General features: G+C 70.9%; 16 protein-coding genes and 1 pseudogene. 11 read left to right on the top strand and 6 right to left on the bottom strand.

Annotated elements, in window-relative coordinates:
* Nucleotides 1-64 precede the first annotated feature (64 nt).
* The gene (locus ACWDR3_RS35540) at nucleotides 65-1,519 is read left to right on the top strand and encodes an MFS transporter (RefSeq protein WP_450356692.1); all 1,455 of its coding nucleotides are present in this window, start codon (nucleotides 65-67) and stop codon (nucleotides 1,517-1,519) included.
* A 120-nt stretch (nucleotides 1,520-1,639) separates the two neighbouring features.
* On the opposite strand, the gene ACWDR3_RS35535 is transcribed toward ACWDR3_RS35540, so the two are convergent.
* Nucleotides 1,640-2,059 (bottom strand): winged helix-turn-helix transcriptional regulator, encoded by a 420-nt coding sequence (locus ACWDR3_RS35535; protein ID WP_450356691.1) that lies wholly within the window; start codon nucleotides 2,057-2,059, stop codon nucleotides 1,640-1,642.
* Nucleotides 2,060-2,178: 119 nt separating this feature from the next.
* Between ACWDR3_RS35535 and ACWDR3_RS35530 the strand changes: the two genes are divergently transcribed.
* Entirely contained in the window at nucleotides 2,179-3,102 is a 924-nt protein-coding gene (locus ACWDR3_RS35530) for a zinc-binding dehydrogenase (protein WP_450356690.1), read from the top strand.
* Entirely contained in the window at nucleotides 3,102-3,545 is a 444-nt protein-coding gene (locus ACWDR3_RS35525; RefSeq protein ID WP_450356689.1) for an SRPBCC domain-containing protein, read from the top strand. The genes ACWDR3_RS35530 and ACWDR3_RS35525 overlap by 1 nt, the downstream gene beginning before the upstream one ends.
* A 143-nt stretch (nucleotides 3,546-3,688) precedes the next feature.
* Here the strand turns inward: ACWDR3_RS35525 and ACWDR3_RS35520 are convergent, their stop codons facing one another.
* Both ACWDR3_RS35520 and ACWDR3_RS35515 read right to left on the bottom strand, forming a co-directional pair.
* On the bottom strand, nucleotides 3,689-4,696 hold the full coding sequence (locus ACWDR3_RS35520; protein WP_450356688.1) for a helix-turn-helix domain-containing protein: 1,008 nt from the start codon (nucleotides 4,694-4,696) through the stop codon (nucleotides 3,689-3,691).
* Nucleotides 4,697-4,771: 75 nt separating this feature from the next.
* The gene (locus tag ACWDR3_RS35515; protein ID WP_450356687.1) at nucleotides 4,772-6,070 is read right to left on the bottom strand and encodes a cytochrome P450; all 1,299 of its coding nucleotides are present in this window, start codon (nucleotides 6,068-6,070) and stop codon (nucleotides 4,772-4,774) included.
* Nucleotides 6,071-6,230: 160 nt separating this feature from the next.
* On the opposite strand from ACWDR3_RS35515, the gene ACWDR3_RS35510 reads away from it, so the two are divergent.
* The 7 genes from ACWDR3_RS35510 to ACWDR3_RS35480 all read left to right on the top strand — a co-directional run bounded on the left by ACWDR3_RS35510 (nucleotide 6,231) and on the right by ACWDR3_RS35480 (nucleotide 16,855).
* Nucleotides 6,231-6,482: a hypothetical protein gene (locus ACWDR3_RS35510; protein WP_450356686.1), complete on the top strand. Its 252-nt coding sequence runs from the start codon at nucleotides 6,231-6,233 to the stop codon at nucleotides 6,480-6,482.
* A gap of 10 nt (nucleotides 6,483-6,492) precedes the next feature.
* Nucleotides 6,493-7,683, top strand: coding sequence for an SPFH domain-containing protein (locus tag ACWDR3_RS35505; protein WP_450356685.1), 1,191 nt, complete (start codon nucleotides 6,493-6,495; stop codon nucleotides 7,681-7,683).
* Between the two features lie 148 nt (nucleotides 7,684-7,831).
* Nucleotides 7,832-9,799, top strand: a complete 1,968-nt coding sequence (locus tag ACWDR3_RS35500) for a protein kinase domain-containing protein (RefSeq protein ID WP_450356684.1) — start codon at nucleotides 7,832-7,834, stop codon at nucleotides 9,797-9,799.
* 193 nt (nucleotides 9,800-9,992) lie between these two features.
* Nucleotides 9,993-12,110, top strand: a complete 2,118-nt coding sequence (locus ACWDR3_RS35495) for a nitrate- and nitrite sensing domain-containing protein (RefSeq protein WP_450356683.1) — start codon at nucleotides 9,993-9,995, stop codon at nucleotides 12,108-12,110.
* A 167-nt stretch (nucleotides 12,111-12,277) separates the two neighbouring features.
* Nucleotides 12,278-13,474 carry an EfeM/EfeO family lipoprotein gene (locus tag ACWDR3_RS35490; protein WP_450356682.1) on the top strand — a complete coding sequence of 399 codons (1,197 nt, stop codon included), beginning with the start codon at nucleotides 12,278-12,280 and terminating at the stop codon, nucleotides 13,472-13,474.
* A gap of 107 nt (nucleotides 13,475-13,581) precedes the next feature.
* Nucleotides 13,582-14,838 carry an iron uptake transporter deferrochelatase/peroxidase subunit gene (efeB, locus tag ACWDR3_RS35485; protein WP_450356700.1) on the top strand — a complete coding sequence of 419 codons (1,257 nt, stop codon included), beginning with the start codon at nucleotides 13,582-13,584 and terminating at the stop codon, nucleotides 14,836-14,838.
* A gap of 175 nt (nucleotides 14,839-15,013) precedes the next feature.
* Nucleotides 15,014-16,855, top strand: coding sequence for a phospholipase C (locus ACWDR3_RS35480; RefSeq protein ID WP_450356681.1), 1,842 nt, complete (start codon nucleotides 15,014-15,016; stop codon nucleotides 16,853-16,855).
* An 81-nt stretch (nucleotides 16,856-16,936) separates the two neighbouring features.
* Here the strand turns inward: ACWDR3_RS35480 and ACWDR3_RS35475 are convergent, their stop codons facing one another.
* Complete coding sequence (locus ACWDR3_RS35475) at nucleotides 16,937-17,983, bottom strand: LacI family DNA-binding transcriptional regulator (RefSeq protein WP_450356680.1); 1,047 nt, start codon at nucleotides 17,981-17,983, stop codon at nucleotides 16,937-16,939.
* A gap of 108 nt (nucleotides 17,984-18,091) precedes the next feature.
* Between ACWDR3_RS35475 and ACWDR3_RS35470 the strand changes: the two genes are divergently transcribed.
* The gene (locus ACWDR3_RS35470) at nucleotides 18,092-19,270 is read left to right on the top strand and encodes a phytanoyl-CoA dioxygenase family protein (protein ID WP_450356679.1); all 1,179 of its coding nucleotides are present in this window, start codon (nucleotides 18,092-18,094) and stop codon (nucleotides 19,268-19,270) included.
* 135 nt (nucleotides 19,271-19,405) lie between these two features.
* Here the strand turns inward: ACWDR3_RS35470 and ACWDR3_RS35465 are convergent, their stop codons facing one another.
* Nucleotides 19,406-20,425 carry a Gfo/Idh/MocA family protein gene (locus ACWDR3_RS35465; protein WP_450356678.1) on the bottom strand — a complete coding sequence of 340 codons (1,020 nt, stop codon included), beginning with the start codon at nucleotides 20,423-20,425 and terminating at the stop codon, nucleotides 19,406-19,408.
* 59 nt (nucleotides 20,426-20,484) lie between these two features.
* Nucleotides 20,485-20,742 (bottom strand): annotated as a pseudogene (locus ACWDR3_RS35460) (sugar ABC transporter ATP-binding protein); the annotation flags it as partial.
* Nucleotides 20,743-20,786: the final 44 nt, after the last annotated feature.

Here is a 20,786-nt window from a genome sequence, read left to right as displayed (position 1 = left end):
GCCGCAACGAGCCTCTGTACAAGTAGGCCCCCGGTCTTCACGTGCGCTAGGAGATTCCCCTGCCATGTCCCTGTCCGAGCAGAACCCGGCCCGCACCGCGCCGGTCACCGCACCACCCCGCGCCGACACCCGGCGCACCCCGCTGTGGCTGGCGATCCTGGCCTGCAGCGTCCCCATGTTCATGGTCGCGCTCGACAACCTCGTTGTCTCCACCGCCCTGCACACCCTGGCCGTCGACCTGCGGGCGAACACGCAGGAACTCCAGTGGTTCGTCAACGCCTATGTGCTCAGCTTCGCCTGCCTGCTGATGACCGGTGCCGCGCTGGGCGACCGGTTCGGCCGCCGGACCGTCTTCGTCGTCGGCATCGCCGTGTTCACGCTGGCCTCGGTCGGCTGCGGACTGTCCGACACCAGCGCCGAGTTGATCACTTTCCGTACGATCCAGGGCTTCGGTGCCGCGGCCGTGATGCCCCTGTCGCTGACCCTGCTCTCCCAGGCGGTGCCCGACCGGCTGCGCGGGCTCGCGCTGGGCGTCTGGTCCGGGGTGAGCGGACTCGCCGTGGCGATGGGGCCCGTGGTCGGCGGCGCGGTGGTCGAGGGACTGGACTGGCAGTGGATCTTCTGGATCAACGTGCCGGTCTGTGTCGTCGCCATCCCGCTGGCGCTGTACGCCCTGCGGGAGAGTTCCCTGCCCGGGGTCCGGCTCGACCTGGTGGGCGTGGTCCTCGCGGCGGCCGGGCTGTGCGCGGTGGTGTGGGCGATCGTGCACGGCGAGCCGGCGGGCTGGACCTCGGCGAAGGTGCTGGGCGCGTTCGCGGGCGGTGCCGTGCTGCTGGCCGGCTTCGCGGTCCGGGAGGCACGGGTGGCCGAACCGATGCTGCCGCTGTCCTTCTACCGGGTGCGGGCCTTCACGCTCACCAACGTCGTCTCGGCGACCATGTACTTCGGCGTCTTCGGCTCCCTGTTCCTGCTGGCGCAGTACCTCCAGATCGTGCCGCCGCGCACTCCGCTGGAGGCCGGTGTCCGCACCCTGGCCTGGACGCTGATGCCGATGTTCGTCGCCCCGGTCGCCGGGCTGCTCACCGACCGGGTCGGCGGCGGCCGCCTGATGGCGCTCGGCCTCTTCCTCCAGGGCATCGGCCTGGGCTGGATCAACCTGGTCACCGACACCGACACCGCGTACCCCTCGCTGGTCGGTCCGATGATCGTCGCCGGGATCGGCATGGGCTTCGTCTTCGCGCCGACGGCCGCGGTCGTCCTCGGCTCGGTCGCCAAGGAGCACGCGGGCAAGGCCTCCGGCGCCAACACGACCGTCCGGGAGATCGGTGGCGCGCTCGGCATCGCCGTACTCAGCACGGTGTTCGTCGCGCACGGCAGCACGCGCGACCCCGGGCAGTTCGTCGACGGGCTGCATCCCGCGGTGTGGGTCGGCGTCGCGGTGGTCCTGGCCGGCGCGGTGTGCGCCCTCGGCATCCCGCGCGAGGTCCGGCCGGCGGGGCGTGGGTCCGACGAGGCGTGAGCGAGGGGTCGACGCATCGCGAGCGAGAGGGGTCTTTGCGAAACGGAATGCCATGAACGCCGACCACAACCAACATTAGGGGAGTCGCGGGCGCCGCGTAAGTAGGCACTTTTAAGTGCGTTACGCCCCCGCCGGCTCGGTCTTCCGGGTGTCGTAGCGCGCTCGCGCCTCGTCGACCTCGTCGGTCTTGTCGGCGGCCCAGTCGCGCACCTGGGACAGCAGGCCGTAGAGGCCCTCGCCGAGCGGGGTCAGTTCGTAGTCGACGCGTACCGGCACGGTCGGGGTGGCCGTCCGCTTCACCATGCCGTCGCGCTCCAGCATGCGCAGGGTCTGGGTGAGCATCTTCTGGCTGACACCCGGGATCTCGCGGCTGATGTGGCTGTAGCGCATCGCCTCGCCGTACGACCCGAGGGTGCACATCGTCAGGCTGACCCACCGGTTGCTGATCGTCGAGAGCAGGGCCACCGCGGGGCAGTCGTGCATGTACGCCTCGTACGTTCCCGGCTCGATCGGGCGGGCCGGCTTCGCCTTGGTGGCCATCGGTCTCTCCTGTCGGGAGCGCAACGCACTAAAAAGTGCCTACTTACGAATCGATCGTAACTCCCCTAGCGTTCGTGGAGTCCAAGGCTTTCGACAATGCAAAGGGACGAGCGAAGATCATGCGTGCAGCAGTTGTGAAGAAGATCGGTGGACCCGAGGCCGTCGAGGTCGTGGAGGTCCCGCTCCCGGAACCGGGTCCCTTCGAGGTCCGGATCAAGGTCGCGGCCGCCGCGCTCAATCCCGCGGACGCCGCTGTGTGGGGCGGGTTCTTCGGGCCGTTGGACGAGGTCGAGTACATCGGTCTGGGTCTGGACGCCGCCGGCACGATCGACGCGGTCGGCGCGGGTGTCCTCCTGGAGGTCGGCACTCCGGTGATCGTCTTCCACGCCCCCGTGCTGCGGCCCACGAAGGCCCAGGCCGAATACCTCGTGACCGACCTCAACTCCCTCGCCCCTGCCCCCGAGGGCATGGACCTGACGCTCGCGGCGACGATCCCGCTCAACGCGACGACCGCCTTGCAGGCGCTGGACCACCTCCCGCTGCGCCCCCGGGACACGCTGCTGGTCACGGGCGCCGCAGGTGCCGTCGGCGGCTACGCCGTCGAACTGGCCCGGACGCGGGGCCTGCGGGTCGTCGCGCAGGGGCGGCCCGAGGACGAGGAGTTCCTCCGCGGTCTCGGCGCCAGGTGGTTCGTATCGCGTGACGAGGAACTGAGCGGGGCGGTACGTGAGTTGGTGCCGGAGGGAGTGGACGGCGTGCTCGACGCGGCGGCTCTGGGCGCGCCCGCGCTGGCGGCCGTCCGTGACGGCGGCGTCTTCGTGAGCGTGCGAGTCGACGTGCTGCCGGCGCCGGAGCGGGGCGTGGTGGTGCGCCTCACCTCCGCCGGTCCGGACGCGACCCGGCTCGCCCATGTGTCCGCGCTCGCCGAGGTCGGTGTGCTGACACCGCGGGTGGGGCCGGTCTTCCCGCTGGCGCAGGCCGCCGAGGCCCACGCCCGGCTCGCCGCGGGCGGCCTGCGCGGCCGGATCGTGCTGGTGCCGTGATGGCGGCCCCTGTCGTCACCGCGGTGACCAGGATCCCCGCTCCGGTGGAGGAGGTGTGGCGCGTGCTGATGGCCTTCGATGAGTACGCGCACTGGCACCCGGTCCTGTCCTTCGAGGCGAAGCCCGAACAGGCCGTGGTGGGAACGGAGTTGCCGGGCCGCGTCGCGCGCGGCGACACCGCCGAGCAGGACGTCACTCTGCGGATCGTCGAGGCGCGGGCCCCGCATCGGCTGGTCTGGGAGGGCGGGTCGCTCGACACGCTCCTTGGCAGGCACTCGTTCGTGCTCACCCCTCGGCCGGACGGCGTCACCGAACTCACCGACTCCGAGGAGTTCTTCGGCCCCGCCGCCGGTGAACTCGTCCCGGAACTCGACCGGCTCCGGGAGGAGTACGCCCGCAATGGTTCGGCTCTGCGCGCCCGCGTGACGGGGCTGTCCGGCTGACGAGGCCGGGATCACGGCCCGGGGCGGGATGTGCCAGGACTCCCCCACGGTCCTGGCACGTTCCCGGTCCCGCGTACGTGCATCGCGGTGATCACCAGCATGCGCGGGCACCGGCCCGCCTGTCGTTGGCACACCGTCCACATCTAGTTGGCACCGAGTCCACTGTCGCCGCTCGCGAATTCCTCCTGGCTCCGCGTCTGTTCACGGAAGGCGCCCGGCGTGACGCCGTAGGCGGTACGGAAGGCACGGCTGAACTCGGCGGCCCGCGGGAAGCCCCAGCGGGCCGCCACCGCGTGCACCGGCAGCCCGCCAAGCGCCGGATCGGCGAGGTCGCGGCGGGCACCGGCCAGGCGCCGGTCGCGGATGTACGAGGACACGGCGAGGTCCTCGGCCTGGAAGAGGCGGTACAGATAGCTGCGCGAGATGTGGTGCGCGGCGGCCACCCGGGCGGGCGTGAGGTCCGGGTCGTCGAGATGGCGCCGGATGAAGTCCTTGATCCGCAGGGTCAGGGCGCGACTGTGTGTCTCCGGCGCCAACTGGCTCTCCGCGTCCAGGGCGTGGGCGAAGAGCGCGGTGACCAGATCGACGACAACGTTGCCGAGGCGCGGTGCGTCCGAGGGCGCGTAGGGATTCGTGTCCGCGGCCAACTGGCCGAGGAACTGGGCCAGTAGCGCGCCCAGCCCCTCCCGGCCCGAGATGCGCGAGCCGATCACCCGGTCCGCGCTGCTCCCGGGCAACGCCACGAGTGTGCGCGGGACTTCGATGCCGACGATGCTGACCGGTTCGGAGCCGGTGGCTATCTCGTACGCGCGGGACGAGCAGTTGGTGTGGATGTCGCCGACCTCGTAGGCGGTGTGCTCCCGGCCCCAACTGGCCGCTCCTGTCCCGCGGCGCAGCAGTGAGAGGTGGTAGACCTCGGGGTCGGACCGGCGCACCAGCTTCGGGGTGCGGCGGAAGACGAGCTGGTCGAAGGCGGCGGGCCAGATCGTGACGTCGCCGAGGCCGATCAGGCGCTGGTGTCCGCGATAGTCGGCCGCGCGGTCGCTGTCCAGCTCCATGGGCGCGTGGGTGCGGCCCAGCCGCTCGGTCCACGCCTCGAACCGGTCGCCGACCGGCAGTTCCTCGGTACGGAAGACCGACTCGTGCAGCACGGCGGTCAGTCAATCACACGGTTCCGGGAATCGGCCGGGTGCGTTCCGTCGGCGACCGACGGCACCGTCATACGTCTACGCGGTCCACCGCACCCGCAGCTCCTGCGGCTTGCGGAAGACCAGGCCGCGCGCCTCGGCCGGGGCCGACGGGTCCAGGTGCAGGTCGGGCAGGCGGTCCAGGAGGTGGCGCAGGCAGACCCTGGTCTCCAGGCGGGCCAGATGCGCGCCGAGGCAGAAGTGCGGCCCGTGGGCGAAGGCGAGCTGGAGGCGGGCGTTGTCGCGCCGCAGATCGAAGCGGTCGGGGTCGGTGAAGACGGCCGGGTCCCGGTTGGCGCCGGCGATGGAGACGCTGACGAGGTCGCCGCGACGAATATGGGCGCCGCCGAGTTCGACGTCGGCCGTGGCGTAGCGGTCCACCACGGCCGCCGCGGGTTCCAGGCGCAGCGACTCCTCGACGGCCGCATCGATGAGCTCGGGATCGGCTTGCACAAGGGCGAGTTGGGCCGGGTCGCGCAAGAGGTGCAGCACGGCGTTGGTGATCATGCCCTCGGTGGTCTCGATCCCGCCGAACATGAGCACCGCCGCGTTGGAGGCCACCTCCGGCAGCTCCAGGCGCCCGTCGCGGGCAGCCTCGACCAGTACGGAGCCCTCGTTGCGGGCGGCGACCGTGGCCCCGACGCTGGCCTCCAGCTGGGCGAAGGCGGCACCGGCCGCAGGGTCGGCGGGCTCGCCCACGGTGAGGTCGGAGACCGCGCCCACCATGGCGTCGTACCAGGTCAGGACCTCTTTGGGGTCCGCGCCGAGCAGGCCGAGGGACTCGGCGACGACGGCGACGGCGAGCGGTCCGGCCACCTCGCGGCGGAGTTCGGCGCTGCCCCGGGGCCTGATCGCGTCGACGAGCCGGCCGCTCTCCCGCTCGACGAACTCGTTGAAGCGGGTGTGCACGTCCCGGACCCGGAAGGGGTCGGTGAAGGGCTCCCGGTGCCGTTTGTGCGCGGGGCCGTCGAGCGAGAGCATGCTCGGTCCGACGACCTGGGCGGTGGAGAAGCGGGGGTCGTCCACGGTGAAGGTGACCGGGTCACGCATCACGCGCATCGCCAGGTCCCGGCGGGTGACCGTCCAGCCGCCCAACTCCGGTATCCAGGAGACCGGTTCGTGCTCGCGCAGCAGGGCGAGGCGCGGGTGCGGGTCGCGCTCAAGCTCCGCGATCGTGGTGGCGGCGCCGAGCGGGAAACCGGCCGGTGGTGCGGTGGGGGTCGTCGGACGCCCAGCCGGTGGCGTGGCCGGAATCGCCGGTGCCGTCGCGGGATTCGCCGGTGGCACGGCCGGTGACGTCGCGGAAGTCGTCGGTCGGGCCTCGCTGTGGTCGCGCATGGATCCAGTAAGCCACAGCCCGCTCGGGAGACCGCCGCCAGCCCCTGGCGAGGCATGCGGCCGACGTCCACCACGGCCGAACCTACCGGAGCGTAGGCCACCGGCCCGGAGAGGACTATCGTCGGAGGTCAAGGGCCAGAACGAGGGGAGGCCGCCGGCGATGCCGCAGGACGAGGCCGTGATCGGCTGTACCGGGGAACTGCTCCTCCCCACGCGCGGAGCCGCGGGGCCCGGCGAGATCCTGGTGCGGGTCAGGGGCGGCTCCGAGACCTTCCTCGCCTGGTCCTCCCAGCCCCTTCCGAAGGGGGCCACCGTGCTCGTGGTCGAGTCCCGCGGTTGTCGCGAGGTCGAGGTCATCGAGTGGGTCGATCCACTGGACGCGCTGGACGGCGACGCCGACGGCGCAGGTTGAGGAGTACAACATGTTCGGTTACCGCGTTCCCGCCCCCGACGAGGCGATGTTGATCTCGGGCGGGCGACGGGGTCTGGGGGGCGCGCCGTTCCGGGTGGTCACGGGGCACGGGAAGTTCGTGCTGCCGGTCTTCCGCAAGACTCGCTTCCTCACGCTGTCGATGTGCGAGGCCGAGGTCACCGAGACCTGTGTGACCAGGCAGGGCATCGCGCTGCACGTCCGCGCCGTGATCGCGTTCAAGGTCGGCAACGACACCGAGAGCATCATCAACGCGGGCCAGCGCTTCCTGTCCGACCAGGACCAGATGTCGGTGCTGACCGGCCGGATCTTCGCCGGTCACCTGCGTTCCATCATCGGCTCGATGACGGTCGAGGAGATCGTCACCGAGCGGCAGAAGCTCGCCGCGGAGGTCCTGGACACCTCGAAGGTCGAGATGGCGAAGATCGGGCTCATCGTCGACTCGCTCCAGATCCAGTCGATCGACGACGGCGCCACCGGGTACATCGACGCGATGTCCGCGCCGCACAAGGCCGCCATCCAGCGCCAGGCGCAGATCGCGCAGGCCCAGGCCACGCAGGCCTCGGTCGAGGCGGAGCAGGTCGCGGCCCGCAACCAGGCCGAGTACGCCCGGCAGACCGCGATCGTCAAGGCGGAGTACTCGGCCGAGGTGGACCGCGCGCAGGCGCAGGCCGCCCAGGCCGGTCCGCTGGCGCAGGCGCACGCCCAGCAGGAGGTGCTGGCCGCGCAGACCGAACTGGCCCAGCGCCAGGCCCAGTTGCGTCAGCAGCAGTTGGTCGCCGAGATCGTGAAGCCGGCCGAGGCAGAGGCCCAGCGGATCAAGCTGCTCGCCATCGCCGAGGCGGAGCGCATGAAGATCCAGGCCGAGGCCGCCTCCTCGTACGACCGGGTCGCGCTCGACCGGATGCTGATCGACCAGCTCCCGCAGATCGTGAAGGAGGCGGCGGGCGGTCTGGCCGGCGCCAACGTCAACGTCCTCAACGGCGCGGACGGCCTCGGCGAGATCGCGGCCGGTCTGGTCGCGCAGGGTCTGACGATCCTGGACTCGGTCCGCCAGAACCTCAACGGACAGAACTCCGAGGGCCGCCCCGCCAACGGGCTGCTGGAGCTGCAGGGTTACCTGCGCACGCCGGAGGCGGACGGCGACGGCACCAAGGAGGACAGGCCGCGCGACGCCGAGTAGGCGCGGTTCTCGTAGGGTCCCGGGTCCCGGCGTCGGTGCGGACCGATGCCGGGGACCCATCAACTGACCCTTATCATAAGTGCAGTTGATACCCATTTTCTGCGCTACTCTCGCCGTCACACGCGTCACGCGAGAGACCAGGAACCCCATGCCAGACCAAGACCGCAGCCGGTCGGAGAAGTTGGCCTATGCGGCGGCCGGCATGGAGCCGCCGCCCGTGATCCCGCTGCGGAAGAACGATCCCCGGCGGGTCGGCCCCTATCAACTGGTGTCCGTGCTCGGCAGCGGCGGCATGGGCCGGGTCTATCTGGGCCAAAACACCGCGGGCGGCGGCCCGGTCGCCGTCAAGGTGATCCGGCCCGAGTACGCCGAGGACCCGCTGTTCCGGAAGCGTTTCGAGCGCGAGGTCGGCTCGCTCGGCCGGGTCCAAGGGGCGCACATCGTGCGGCTGTTGGGCAGTGGCGTCGACGAGGACCTCGTCTGGGTCGCCACCGAGTTCGTGCCCGGGCCCACGCTCGCGCAGGCCATCGAGGCGCGCGGGCCGATCGACGCGGCGGCGGCCTGGCGGCTCTTCGCCGACCTGGGCCGTGCGGTCGAGGCGATATGGCGCGCGGGCATCGTCCACCGTGACCTCAAGCCGTCCAACGTGATCCTCGGGGCAGACGGCGCCCGCGTCATCGACTTCGGCGTCGTCCAGGCCACCGACGGCACCTCGATCACCGCCACCGGGCAGAACGTCGGCACCCCCGCCTTCATGTCCCCTGAGCAGGTCAGGGGCCAGGAGGTGACCGCTGCCGCCGATGTCTTCTCGCTGGCCTCCGCGCTCACGTTCGCGGTCACCGGGAAGGCGCCGTTCGGCGACGGTTCGGGCGTGGACATCCTGCACCGGGTGGCTTTCGAGGAGCCACGGGAGAAGGTCCTCGCCAAAGTCGCGGCCGTGGACGCGGAGTTGGCCGCGTTCATCCGCACCTGCCTGGACAAGGATCCCGAGCGGCGACCGACACCGGAGATGGTGTTCCGGACCGCCATCAGCCATCAGTTACCCGCTCCGGACGGCAGACCTCCCCGGTCCACGCCGAAACGGCCGCACCTGCGGGAGAGACAGCCCGCCGCTGCCTCGGCATCCGCGCCTCCCCCGGCCGCGCCGTTCGCACCGGAGGCCGACGCTGCGCCCAAGACCTCCAACGCCCCCGGAAAACGCCGGAAGTTGATGGTGGGCGCCGTGGCGGCAACCGTCCTGGTCGCCGGGGGAACCGCCGCCGCGCTGCTCCAGCAGGGCGGCAGCCCGTCGGCGGCGGCCGACCCCGGCCCTGACACCTCGTCGGCCGCGGCGGACAAGTCGGCCGCGCCGTCCGCCGGTTCGCCGAGTGCGCCCACGACCGCTCCGTCGGCGACGGAGGAGAAGGCCGACCAGGCGACGGACGAGTCACCGACCGTGGTGCCTTCCCCGAAGTCCGGGCCGCGGGACATCCGCGCCGCCGCGTGTCTCTCCGAGATCGTGTCGGGCGGCCGGGGCGACTGCGTCAAGACCCTCCAGACCCTCCTCAACGGCTACGGGCTGTACGTCACGGTCGACGGGCGGTTCGGCGCGTCGACCGTCGCCGCGGTCCGGGCCTTCCAGCGCGAGGCGGGTCTCATGGCGGACGGGAAGGTCGGTACGGAGACCAAGAGGCTGCTGTACGCCGGGGCGCGTGGGCCCGTCAGGAGCGGTGCCGTGACGGTGACGGAGAGCGTCAACACCGTTGATGTCGCCCGCTGTCTGGATGTCCGCGGAGGGAGTGTCCAGGTGTGGGGGTGCAAGGGTGCGGCCACGCAGAGGTGGGCGCTGTACCGCCTGCCTGGCCAGGCCTCCACGTACATCGTCGTCAATCGGAGCACGCATCTGTGTCTGGACGCGGACGCCGGCGCGGTCGGCAGCAACGGGCAGAAGGTCCGGGCCCGGACCTGCGACGGACAGAGCGCGCAGAGGTGGCGGCTCGGCGGCGGCCACACGCTCGTCACCGCGACGGGCGGCTCCTGTCTGGACGCGGTGGCCGCCTCCTCCGGCAGGGACGGCCAACCGGTCCAGGGCTGGGCCTGCGCGGGCAGCGTCAACCAGGTATGGACCTGGTCCTGACCCTGTGCCGGGCGCCTCACTTCGTAGAAAGCGCGTTCAGAAACGATCCCCCGGTGCTAGAAATCGCTCAGACTCGTGCGCGCGGCGCGGGCCCTACATCGACTCGCACCGACGGCACCCTCTAGCACCGACCGCCCGCTCTCGCACCTCTCGCACCTCTCGCACCGGCGATCCTGCACCCGATAGGACCACCTTGCCCACGACCTCACGCCCCGCCCGCCGACCGCTCTTCGTCCGCAACTGGCGCGTGGCACAGAAGTTGCACGCCATCCTGCTCGTCCCGGTGCTCGTCGCCCTCGTGCTGGGCGGCCTGCGGGTGCGGAACTCGGTGGACACCTGGCAGGCGGCCGACGACGCCGTCCGGGTGGCCGAGTTGGTCCAGGCGGCCAACAAGTACGCGAGCGACGCGATCAACGAGCGGGACGTCTCGGTCGCTCCGCTGCTGAACGGCGACAGGACGTCGAGCACGGTCGCGCAGGCCCGCCGGATCACCGACGCGGACGCGGTGGCGTTCGACCGGGCGGTGGCCCGTATGCCGAAGACCCCGGGGCTGCTGCGCCGGGTCCAACTGGTGCGCGCCGGAGAACAGTTGCTCCCGACCGTGCGCGCGCAGGCCTTCACCTCCCAGCTCAAGGGCGTGCGGACCGAGGAGAGTTACCACGCCCTCCAGCACCCCCTCATGGAGATCTCCAACGAACTGGGCTTCGGCAGCAGCAACCAGGCGAGCTTCGGCCGCACCCTCTACGCCATGTCCCTCACGCAGGCCGCCGAGTCCCTGATCCGTTCCATCGGCGTCCACCTCCTCGTGGAGGACCGCAGCACCCTCGCCCCGGGCGAACTGCAGGCCCAGCTCGGCTCGTTCAACTCCTACGTCTATCTCGAACAGGTCGCGCTCCAGGAGTACGCCGGTGCCGGTACCGCCGACGACATGACCCGGCTGCGCGCGGCGCTGGCCGCCGCCGAGGAGCGCGGGAGGGCACAGACCGCCCAGGCCGCGCAGAAGGCCAAGGCGGCCGGGGAGACATTCGTCGAGCCGCCGACTCTGGCGGAGATGAACAGCGCGATCGGGTCGGGCAGTTCGGCCGCCTCGCTGGCCGCGCGGGGCATCACGCCCGAGTCCTTCTTCGCCGCCTCCACCCTCGGTTTCGACGCCTACCGCAGCATCGAGGTCAACCTGAGCGACACCGCCCTGGCCGACGCCCAGGACATCGCCGACGACGCGCGGAACGACGCGATCACCAACGCCGTACTCGTGCTGGTGTCGATCCTGGTGGCCCTGCTCCTCGCCTCCTGGGTGGCTCGGTCGATGAGCCGGAGCATGCGGCAACTCAGCGCCGCGGCCCACGAGATCGCCGAGCAGCGGCTGCCGGCCACGCTCGACCGGCTCACCCGCAGCGTCCCCGAGACCGTCGACCGGCAGGTCGAGCCCATTCCCATCACCACCCGGGACGAGATCGGCGAGGTGGCCCGCGCCTTCGACCACGTCCACCGCGAGGCCGTCCGGATCGGCGCCCAACAGGCCATCGTCCGGGGCAACTTCAACACGATCTTCACCAACCTGGCCCGCCGCAACCAGTCCCTGATCGAGCGTCAGCTCGCCCTGATCACCGACCTGGAGGGCAAGGAGGCCGACCCGGACCAGCTGGCCAGTCTCTTCAAGCTGGACCATGTCGCCACCCGGGTGCGCCGCAACGGCGAGAACCTCCTCGTGCTCGGCGGCGAGGAACCCACCCAGCAGTGGGACCGCCCCCTCCCGCTGGTCGACGTCATCCGGGCGGCGACCGCGGAGGTCGAGCAGTACGAGCGGATCGAGGTGTCGGGGGTCCCGGAGACGGAGATCAACGGCCCCGCGGTGACCGACCTCGTGCATCTGCTCGCCGAGCTCCTGGAGAACGCGACGATCTTCTCCTCTCCCAACTCGAAGGTCCGCGTCACCGCGGCCGGGCTGCCGGACGGCATGACCATGGTCGAGATCCACGACGAGGGCATCGGTCTGCCCCCGGCGGAGCTGGCGGAGCTCAACCACGGTCTGGCCAATCCGCCCACCGTGGGCGTGTCGATCTCCCAGCGCATGGGTCTGTTCGTGGTCGGCCGGCTGGCCGACCGGCACGGCATCCGCGCCCAGCTGCGCCCGGCCGCGACCGGGACCGGGACCGGCACGACCGCGCTGGTCATGCTGCCCCGGACGATCATCCACGGAGTGCCCGAGCCCGCGGTGGACACCGACTCCACCACCCTGTCCCTGGCCGTGCCGGCCGGCACACTGCCCGGCTTCGAGTCCTGGGACGAGCCCCCGACCCGCCAGGAGTGAGCCGCCCGGACGGCTGCCGGGGCGCCCGTGAGTGCCGCCGGGACGCCCGTGAGAGCCGAGTGAACCGGGCGGGAACTCTTGGTCATGGATTCCTTTGGACGAGCGTTCGGACGCGATCCGGTTCCTAGCATGAGGTGATCTCGTACGTACGACCCTCGGAGGTCCGGGTGCCGTTCTCCGGCCTCAAGGTGACTCCGCTCCGGCTGACCGGGGCACTCGCCCTCGTCCTCGTGCTCGCGCTGACCGGCGTCCTGGTCGCCCGGCGCGGACCGCATCAGGCGCGTGCGGCGGACGACGGGCTGCGGCACACCACCGTCGAGGTGTCCGCCGGTCACTGCGGTCGCGGCTGGACCGACCCGGCGTCCGGGGTCCAGGTCTTCGACCTGCACAACACCTCGGCCGACGCCGCCGAGGCGTACCTGGAGAACCCCGCGAGCAAGGCCGTGTACGGCGAGGTCGAGGACATCGGCCCCGGCACGACCCGCGCGCTGACCGTCCGCCTCGGCAAGGGCGCGTACGCCTTCAAATGCGTGCCGGACGACGCCGACGCGGTCACCGGGCCGACGGTCCACCTCAGCACGGGGCGCAGCGGCCCGGCGGCGGCACCGGTCACCGAGCACGACCTGATCCCGCCCGCCCTCGCCTACCAGAAGTGGATCGGCGGCGGACTGACCGACGTCGTACGGCTGACGACCAAGCTGCGGGACGCGATCGACCGGGGCGACCTGGCGGGGGCGCGGACGGCCTGGCTGCCGGCGCATCTGGAATACGAGCGACTCGGGGCGGCGTACGACGCGTTCGGTGACGCCGACGGGGAGATCAACGGCACCGACGCGGGGCTGCCCGGCGGGGTGCGCGACAAGGACTTCGCCGGCTTCCACCGGGTCGAGTACGGGTTGTGGCACGGCCAGTCGGCCACCGCGCTGAAGGCTCCGGCGACCGCCCTGGTGAAGGCGGTGACCGCGCTGCGCGACAGCTGGGCGCAGACCCGCATGGATCCCGCCCAGTTGGGGCTGCGGGCGCACGAAATCCTGGAGAACACCGTGCAGTTCGAGCTGACCGGCCGGACCGACTACGGCAGCGGCAGCAACCTCGCCACCGCCCGCGCCAACCTGGACGGCACCCGCGAGGTGCTCTCCCGACTGCACCCGCTCCTCACCACCCGGTACGCCGAACTGCCCGAGCTGGAGCGGCAGTTGGACCGAGCTCAGACCACGCTCGACGGCTTCCACCGGGGTGGCGGGTGGACCCCGTTGAACCGGTTGAGCCGTACGCAGCGCGAGGACGTCGACGCGGTTCTCGGCGATCTGGTGGAGCGGCTTGCGTCGGTGGCGACCCTGTTCGATCCGCGGAGGACGGTGTGAGGACGGGCGAGGAGCCGGGCGGCGGGAGGGTCGAGCGGGCAGGCAGGGGGACGGACGAGAGGGCGAGCGAAGTGACCGGGGACGGGACGGGCGAGCGGGCCGGTGGAGTGGCAGGCGACAGGACGGGCCAACCGGCCGGCGGAGTGGGGCGGCGGCGCTTCCTGCGCGGTGCGGCCCTCGCGGGTGCCGGACTGGCCGCCGGCGGCGCGGCCTCGCCCACGGCCGCGACCGGCACTGGCACCGGCACTGGTGGGGACACGTCCGCCATCGCCCCCTTCCACGGCGTCCGCCAGCAGTCCGCGATCGCGAAGCCGCGCCGGTGCACCGTATTCACGTCCTTCGACGTGACCGCCGAGAACCGGACCGAGCTGTCCGACCTGCTGCGCACCCTCACCGACCGGGCGCGCCTGCTGACCGCCGGCGGTACCCCCGACCCGGTCGGTGTCACCGGCCCGCCCGCCGACTCCGGGATCCTGGGCTCCCAACTCCCGTCCGGGGCACTGGCGGTGACCGTCGGGGTGGGGGCCTCGCTCTTCGACGACCGGTTCGGGCTGGGCAAGTCGAAGCCGCGCCGGCTGACGACCATGCCGGTCTTCCCTGACGACGACCTCAAGTCCCAGTGGTGCCACGGCGATCTGAGCCTGCAACTGCACGCGGACGACACCGACACCGTGCTGCACGCCCTGCGCGACATCGCCCGGCACACGCGTGGCGGCATGCAGGTGCGGTGGCGCATGGACGGATTCACGAGCCCACCACGCCCCTCCGGCACCCCGCGCAACCTGCTGGGCTTCAAGGACGGCACAGCCAACCCGGACACCGAAAGCGCCCGGGAGATGGGCCGGTTGGTGTGGGTCGGCAAGGGCACGGACGAGCCGGACTGGACGGTCGGCGGCAGCTACCAGGTGGTCCGGCTGATCCGCATGCTGGTGGAGTTCTGGGACCGCGTCTCGATCAGCGAGCAGGAGCGGATGTTCGGCCGCGCCCGCGACACGGGCGCCCCCCTCGACGGCAAGGCCGAACTGGACACACCCCGGTACGCCGACGACCCCCAGGGTGCCGTCATCCCGCTCGACGCGCACATACGGCTCGCCAACCCCCGTACCACCGCGACCGCCGAGCAGCGGATCCTGCGCCGCGCCTACAACTACGACCTGGGCGTGGACGGCAACGGCAACCTCGACATGGGCCTGCTGTTCTCCTGCTACCAGCAGGACCCGGTCCGCCAGTTCGAGACCGTGCAGCACCGGCTGGCCGGGGAGCCCCTCACCGACTACATCTCCCCGTTCGGGGGCGGCTACTTCTTTACCCTGCCCGGCGTACGGGATGCGGCCGACTGGTACGGGCGTGACCTGCTCGCCTGAACCTGTCCGGACAACTCCGCTGCCTTATGGGTCAATACCGGGTCAATCTTTGGCCTGGCTTCCCTGACCCGGTGTTCATCCACCCGCCACCGGCCTTCCGTCGAAGGGCCGCCCGGCAGGCGGAGCATCCCGGATCGTACGGCGCACCAGCGATCCGCCCGGAGGGTGAACGACCATGAGCAGCAGGGGAAGAGCAGCGATACGAAGCCTGGGGGCGCTCACGGGCGCCGCGGCACTCACCGTCCTGGGCAGCAGTTCGCCGGTCTGGGCGGCGGCGCCCGCCGGCCACCACAGCACCTCGTCGACGGCGACGCCGATCAAGCACGTGGTCGTGCTGTTCGACGAGAACATCTCCTTCGACCACTACTTCGCGACGTACCCGAAAGCCGCGAACACCGACGGCACCAAGTTCACGGCGTCGAAGAAGACCCCCAAGAACATCAACACCCTTGCGCACGCCGGGCTGTTGAAGAAGAACCCGAACCAGTACCTGCCCAAGCGGCTCACCCCGGCGCAGGCCCTGACCTGCGACCAGAACCATTCCTACGGGCCCGAGCAGTACGCCGCCAACGGCGGCAAGGCCGACCAGTACGTGCAGAACACCGAGGTCGACAAGTGCAGCGGCGGGCTCTTCGGCGAGCCCGGCCTGGTGATGGACTACTACGACGGCAACACCGTCACCGGCCTGTGGAACTACGCCCAGCAGTACGCCCTCAACGACAAGTCGTACAGCTCGGTCTACGGCCCCTCCACCCCCGGCGCGCTCAACCTGGTCTCCGGTCAGACGCACGGCGTGATCTCCACGGACGCGGCCTCCGGCACCGAGCACCCCAAGCAGACCTCGACGCCCGACTCGTACGCGGTGCAGTCGCCGAACGCCAAGGGTGTCGGCACGGTCATCAACGACCCGGACCCGGCCTACGACGACTGCTCCGACAAGGACCACACCAGCACCAGCGCGCTCGCGTCGATGCAGGGCAAGAACATCGGTGACCTGCTCAACTCCAAGAAGGTCAGCTGGGGTTGGTTCCAGGGCGGCTTCCGCCCGTCCACCGGCTGGGACGGCAAGCAGGGCGACTACGCCAAGTGCGACACCGCGCACGCCAACATCGGCGGCGCCTCCGCGCTGGACTACAGCCCGCACCACAACCCGTTCGAGTACTACAAGTCGACCTCGAATCCCCACCACTTGCCGCCGAAGAGCGTCGACGAGATCGGCCACAGCGGTCAGGCCAACCACAACTACGACCTCACCGACTTCTCCGCCGCCGTGAAGGCGGGCAAGCTCCCGTCGGTCAGCTTCCTGAAGGCCGGTGAGTACCAGGACGGTCACGCGGGCTACTCCGACCCGACCGACGAACAGCACTTCCTGGTCAACGAGATCAACGCGATCCAGAGCTCGCCGCAGTGGAGTTCGACCGCGATCGTCATCGCCTACGACGACTCCGACGGCTGGTACGACCACGCCACGATCACCCCGCGCAACGGCTCCAAGGACACCTCGGTCGGCTCCAACGGCAAGGCCACCGACAGCCCCGCCTGCCAGAAGGCGCCCAAGGCGTCCGGCGGTTACGCGGACCGCTGCGGCCCGGGCACCCGTCAGCCGCTGCTGATCGTCTCCCCGTACAGCAAGGTGAACAAGGTCGACCACACCCTCACCAACCAGGCGTCGATCATCCGCTTCGTCGAGGACAACTGGCACACCGGCCGCATCGGCGACCACTCCTTCGACGCCACGGCCGGTTCACTGACCGGCATGTTCGACTTCCGGCACCCCAACGGCAAGCAGGTGCTGCTGAATTCGAACGGCTCGGTCAAGTCGGTCCGACCCATCCACCACGTCGCCCCGGTCTCCACCAGCATCACCCCGGGCCCGGCCTTCCAGAACACCGCCGTGTCCACGGACACTTCGGGCTTCCCCGCGCTCCCGGTCGGCCTCGGCGTGGGCGGCCTGCTGGCCGCCGGCGCGACGGGCACCTACCTCACCCTGCGCCGCAGGCAGAGCACCACGGCCTGAGGCCACCGACGCGCAGCTCAACTCCCGGGCCCCCGCACCGACTTCGGTGCGGGGGCTTCGGCCGGTCGGACACGCGGTCGCTCAGTCGACGACCGGTACCGACGGCGCGTCCGGTGGCATGTTGAACGGCGTGACCACCTGGATCGCCGAGGGCAGGGACGGGCCGTCGTCGGGGAGTGCCTTGTGGGCGCGCATGATGATCTGGCAGGCGCGGCGCATGTCCTGGCGCAGGTCGTGGTGGAGGACCGCGGACAGCCGGCGCTCGCGCAGCAGGCGGGTGTTGTCGTGGTCGAGGTCGTGGGCGATGAAGACCGCGCACTCCCGGCCGAGCGCGTCGAAGGCGTCGAGGGTGGCGAGGTTGCCGCCGCCCGCGGAGTACACGGCGAGGATGTCGTCGTCCCGCTTGAGTGCCGCGAGGACGAGATCGTGCTGGGTGGCGTCCAGGCCGTCGCTGTCGGTGACCTCCACCAGGGCCCGCCTCGGGTCGGCGAGCCGCATCGCGCTGCGGAAGCCCATCTCGCGCTCCTCCTCGCCGCGGAAGGAGCCGCGGCTGATGGTGGTGAGCACGTTGCCGGGCCGCTTGCCGAGCCACTGACCGAGGAGGTAGGCGGCGGTGGCACCGGCCGCGCGGTTGTCGATGCCGACGTACGCCAGGCGGGCGCTGTGGGGCAGGTCGGTCACCAGCGTGACCACGGGGATGCCTGCCGTGACCAGCCGGCCCACCGCGGCGGAGATCTCCGGCTCGTCGGGGGCCTTGAGGATCACGCCCTGGGTACCGCGCCTCGCGATCTTGTCGAGGGTCGCGACGAGTTCCCCGGGCGCGCAGGTCTCGCGGAAGTGGAAGCGTGAGCGCACGAGCGCGGGATGCAGAGAGGGCAGCTCGGCTTCGAGGGCGTCCCGGACCGCGGTGGAAAACCGCTCCGGGGTCTGCATCACGATGTCCATCATGAAGCTGCGGCCGCCGAGCCGGACCTGGCTCTGCTGGCGGTCCAGGTCCTTGATGGCTTCCTGCACCTCCCTGATGGTGCTCTCCGTGACGTTGCCCCGCTGATTGAGGACGCGGTCGACCGTGGCCGTACTCAGTCCGGCCTGACGAGCGATTTCCCTGATCGGGTAGCGGTGTCGCATGAGTGATCCTAAAGACCGATGATGGAGTTTTGATGCGCCGGTAGGCATTGAATGATGGGTTTGGAGTATCAAGACTGGCAGAAATACACGGACTGCGAAAGGACCGGGATGTCTCCCATCGCTGCGGGACCGCGGACTTGGCTGACCGAGGCGGACTGCGATCTCGACGCGTTCCGCACCCTCGTGGAGCGGGACACCGACCCCGCCGACCATCCCTCGGCCGAACGGATCGAACAGAACGTCCCGCTCTACGACAGCGCTCGGCTCCGCGCGCTGGCCGCCTCGCCGGAGGGCCGACGCGGTGTGCAGGACGAGTTGATCCGGGCCCTGCTGGACGGCCCCGGCATCGTGGTCCTCAAGGGCGCCTTCGCCGACGGGGCCGTCGTGGACGCGGCCTCCGAGGCCTTCCGGGCGCTGATCGAGGAGGAGCGGGCGAGCGGCGGGACCCGCGGTGACCACTTCGCCGCGCCCGGCGCCAACGACCGGGTGTGGAACGCCTTGGACAAGGTGGCCGTACGGGCCCCTGAGATGTTCGCCGACTACTACGCCAACGACGTCCTGGAGCTGATCGCCGAGGCCTGGCTGGGCCCCGCCTACCAGGTCACCTCGCAGGTCAACGTGGTCAACCCGGGCGGCGCGGCACAGAACGTGCACCGGGACTACCACCTTGGCTTCCTCTCCCAGGAGCGCGCCGCCGGCTATCCGGCGCACGTCCACCGCCTCTCCCCCGTGCTGACCCTGCAGGGCGCGGTGGCCCACTGCGACATGCCCGTCGAGTCCGGCCCGACGCTGTACCTGCCGCACTCGCAGAAGTTCGAGCCCGGCTATCTCGCCTGGCGACTGCCGCGGTTCGTCGAGTACTTCGAGGGCCACCACGTTCAACTCCCGCTGGAGAAGGGCGACGCGGTCTTCTTCAATCCCGCGCTCTTCCACGCGGCCGGCACCAACCGCTCGACGGACATCAGGCGCATGGCCAACCTGTTGCAGATCTCCTCGGCCTTCGGCCGCGCGATGGAGACCGTGGACCGCGAGTCGATGGCCAACGCGCTCTTCCCGGTGCTGCTGCGCCGCAAGGCCGAGGGCGTCGCGCAGGACTGGCTGCGCCGGGTGGTCGCGGCGACCGCCGAGGGCTACCCGTTCCCCACCGACCTCGACCTCGACCCGCCGGTGGAGGGGCTCGCCCCGCCCGCCCAGGCGGACATCCTGTGGCAAGCCGTGACCGAGGACTGGGACCCCGAACTACTGCGCGCAGAGCTGCAGTCCGCGGCCAAGCGCCGACGCGGCTGAGGGTGCCATGACGGGGCCCTCGACGTCGACGACGCGCTGACCACGATGCGGCTCATCGACGCCTGCCATCCGATGTACGGCAACGCGGGAGGGGCGGTACCGGACCGGCACCGCCCCTCCCGTTCCGTGCCCGCCCTACCGGTAGAAGTCCGGCCGCTCGATCAGCTCGACCTCGACGCGCCGTCCCTCCCGCTGGGACAGCACCCCGGCCTCGCACACGGCCGCGGCGGCGTAGCCGTCCCAGACGCTCGGGCCGGTGATCTCGCCGCGCCGGGTGGCGTCCACCCAGGCCTGGACCTCGCGGTCGTAGGCGTCCGTGAAGCGCTCGATGTAGTCGGGGGTGATCCGCCCGCCCCAACGGCCCTCGGCGCTCAGGCGCGGCCCGGGCTCGTCGCCGATCCGGACGGTGCCCCGCTCGCAGACCGCCTCGGCGTGCACCTGGTAGCCGTAGCCGCAGTGGCCGAAGATCTCGACGTCGACGAGAGCGCCCGACTCGGTCTCGAAGAGCACGAACTGAGGGTCGCTCATACCGGCCGGAGCATGTGATGTCGGGGCCGGCTTGTGCACGGTGACCGCGGTGATCTCCTGGTCGAGGAGCCAGCGGGTCACGTCCATCTCGTGCACCACGGAGTCGTTGATGAGCATCTCCTCGGTGAACCACGGCGGCATCGAGAGGTTCCGGTGCCGTTGGTGCAGCATCAGCGTCCGGCCCAGACCCCCGTCGTCGAGGAGCCGCTTCAGCTTGAGGTACTCGGTGTCGTACCGCCGCATGAAGCCCACCTGGATACGCCGGTGCCCGAGTCTCCGCTCCGCCTCCAGGACGCGCAGGGCGGCGGCCACGTCCGGGGTGAGCGGCTTCTCGCACAGCACCGGCAGGTCACGGTCGAGGGCTTCGAGCAGGGCCGCCTCGTGGGCGGGACCCGGGGAGGCGATGAGGACGGCGTCCACGTCCCGATCCGTCATGGCCGCGACGGGTTCGGTGTACGCCGTGCAGCCCTCGATGGCGTCCGCGAGGGTCTTGGCGCGCTCCGCGTCGATGTCGACGACGGCCGCCACGCGCGCGCCGCTGACGACCTCGTCGAGTCTGCGCACATGATCCGCGCCCATCTTGCCGGTGCCGACGACTGCTACACCCAGGGGTCGCTGAGATGGCATGTTCTTGATGTCTCCGGTGCTGGTGAGGGTCGGTCGGCCTGAAGGTCGGGGCCTGAGAGTCAGTCGGCCTGGGAGGCACCGACTTTGAGGGTGCTCGTCTCGGGGAGTTCCTCCACGTCGACGCCACGGACCTGGGACAACTCGTGCTTGAGGGCGGCGAGTTCGGTGCCGCCGGCCATGTGATTGGTCAGCTCCTCCAGCGTGATCTCGCTGCGCTCGGCGGAGAGTTCCATGGTGCCCAGGCGCAACACGCTGAAGTGGTCGCCGACCATGTAGGCGTGGTGCGGGTTGTGGGTGATGAAGATGACCCCCAAGCCGCTGACCCACTACGGGGAGCGGTCCCGGGTGCCTGGTTCCTCGC

It is taken from the genome of Streptomyces sp. NPDC001002, assembly GCF_053599215.1.
This window is presented reverse-complemented; position numbering and strand designations above follow the sequence as displayed.

Coding starts and splice junctions, on each gene's coding strand:
- ACWDR3_RS35510 (WP_450356686.1), top strand. CDS start 6,231: ATGCCGCAGGACGAGGCCGTGATCGGCTGTACCGGGGAACTGCTCCTC.
- ACWDR3_RS35470 (WP_450356679.1), top strand. CDS start 18,092: ATGTCTCCCATCGCTGCGGGACCGCGGACTTGGCTGACCGAGGCGGAC.
- ACWDR3_RS35515 (WP_450356687.1), bottom strand. CDS start 6,070: ATGCGCGACCACAGCGAGGCCCGACCGACGACTTCCGCGACGTCACCG.
- ACWDR3_RS35465 (WP_450356678.1), bottom strand. CDS start 20,425: ATGCCATCTCAGCGACCCCTGGGTGTAGCAGTCGTCGGCACCGGCAAG.
- ACWDR3_RS35505 (WP_450356685.1), top strand. CDS start 6,493: ATGTTCGGTTACCGCGTTCCCGCCCCCGACGAGGCGATGTTGATCTCG.
- ACWDR3_RS35540 (WP_450356692.1), top strand. CDS start 65: ATGTCCCTGTCCGAGCAGAACCCGGCCCGCACCGCGCCGGTCACCGCA.
- ACWDR3_RS35480 (WP_450356681.1), top strand. CDS start 15,014: ATGAGCAGCAGGGGAAGAGCAGCGATACGAAGCCTGGGGGCGCTCACG.
- ACWDR3_RS35530 (WP_450356690.1), top strand. CDS start 2,179: ATGCGTGCAGCAGTTGTGAAGAAGATCGGTGGACCCGAGGCCGTCGAG.
- ACWDR3_RS35500 (WP_450356684.1), top strand. CDS start 7,832: ATGCCAGACCAAGACCGCAGCCGGTCGGAGAAGTTGGCCTATGCGGCG.
- ACWDR3_RS35535 (WP_450356691.1), bottom strand. CDS start 2,059: ATGGCCACCAAGGCGAAGCCGGCCCGCCCGATCGAGCCGGGAACGTAC.
- ACWDR3_RS35475 (WP_450356680.1), bottom strand. CDS start 17,983: ATGCGACACCGCTACCCGATCAGGGAAATCGCTCGTCAGGCCGGACTG.
- ACWDR3_RS35525 (WP_450356689.1), top strand. CDS start 3,102: ATGGCGGCCCCTGTCGTCACCGCGGTGACCAGGATCCCCGCTCCGGTG.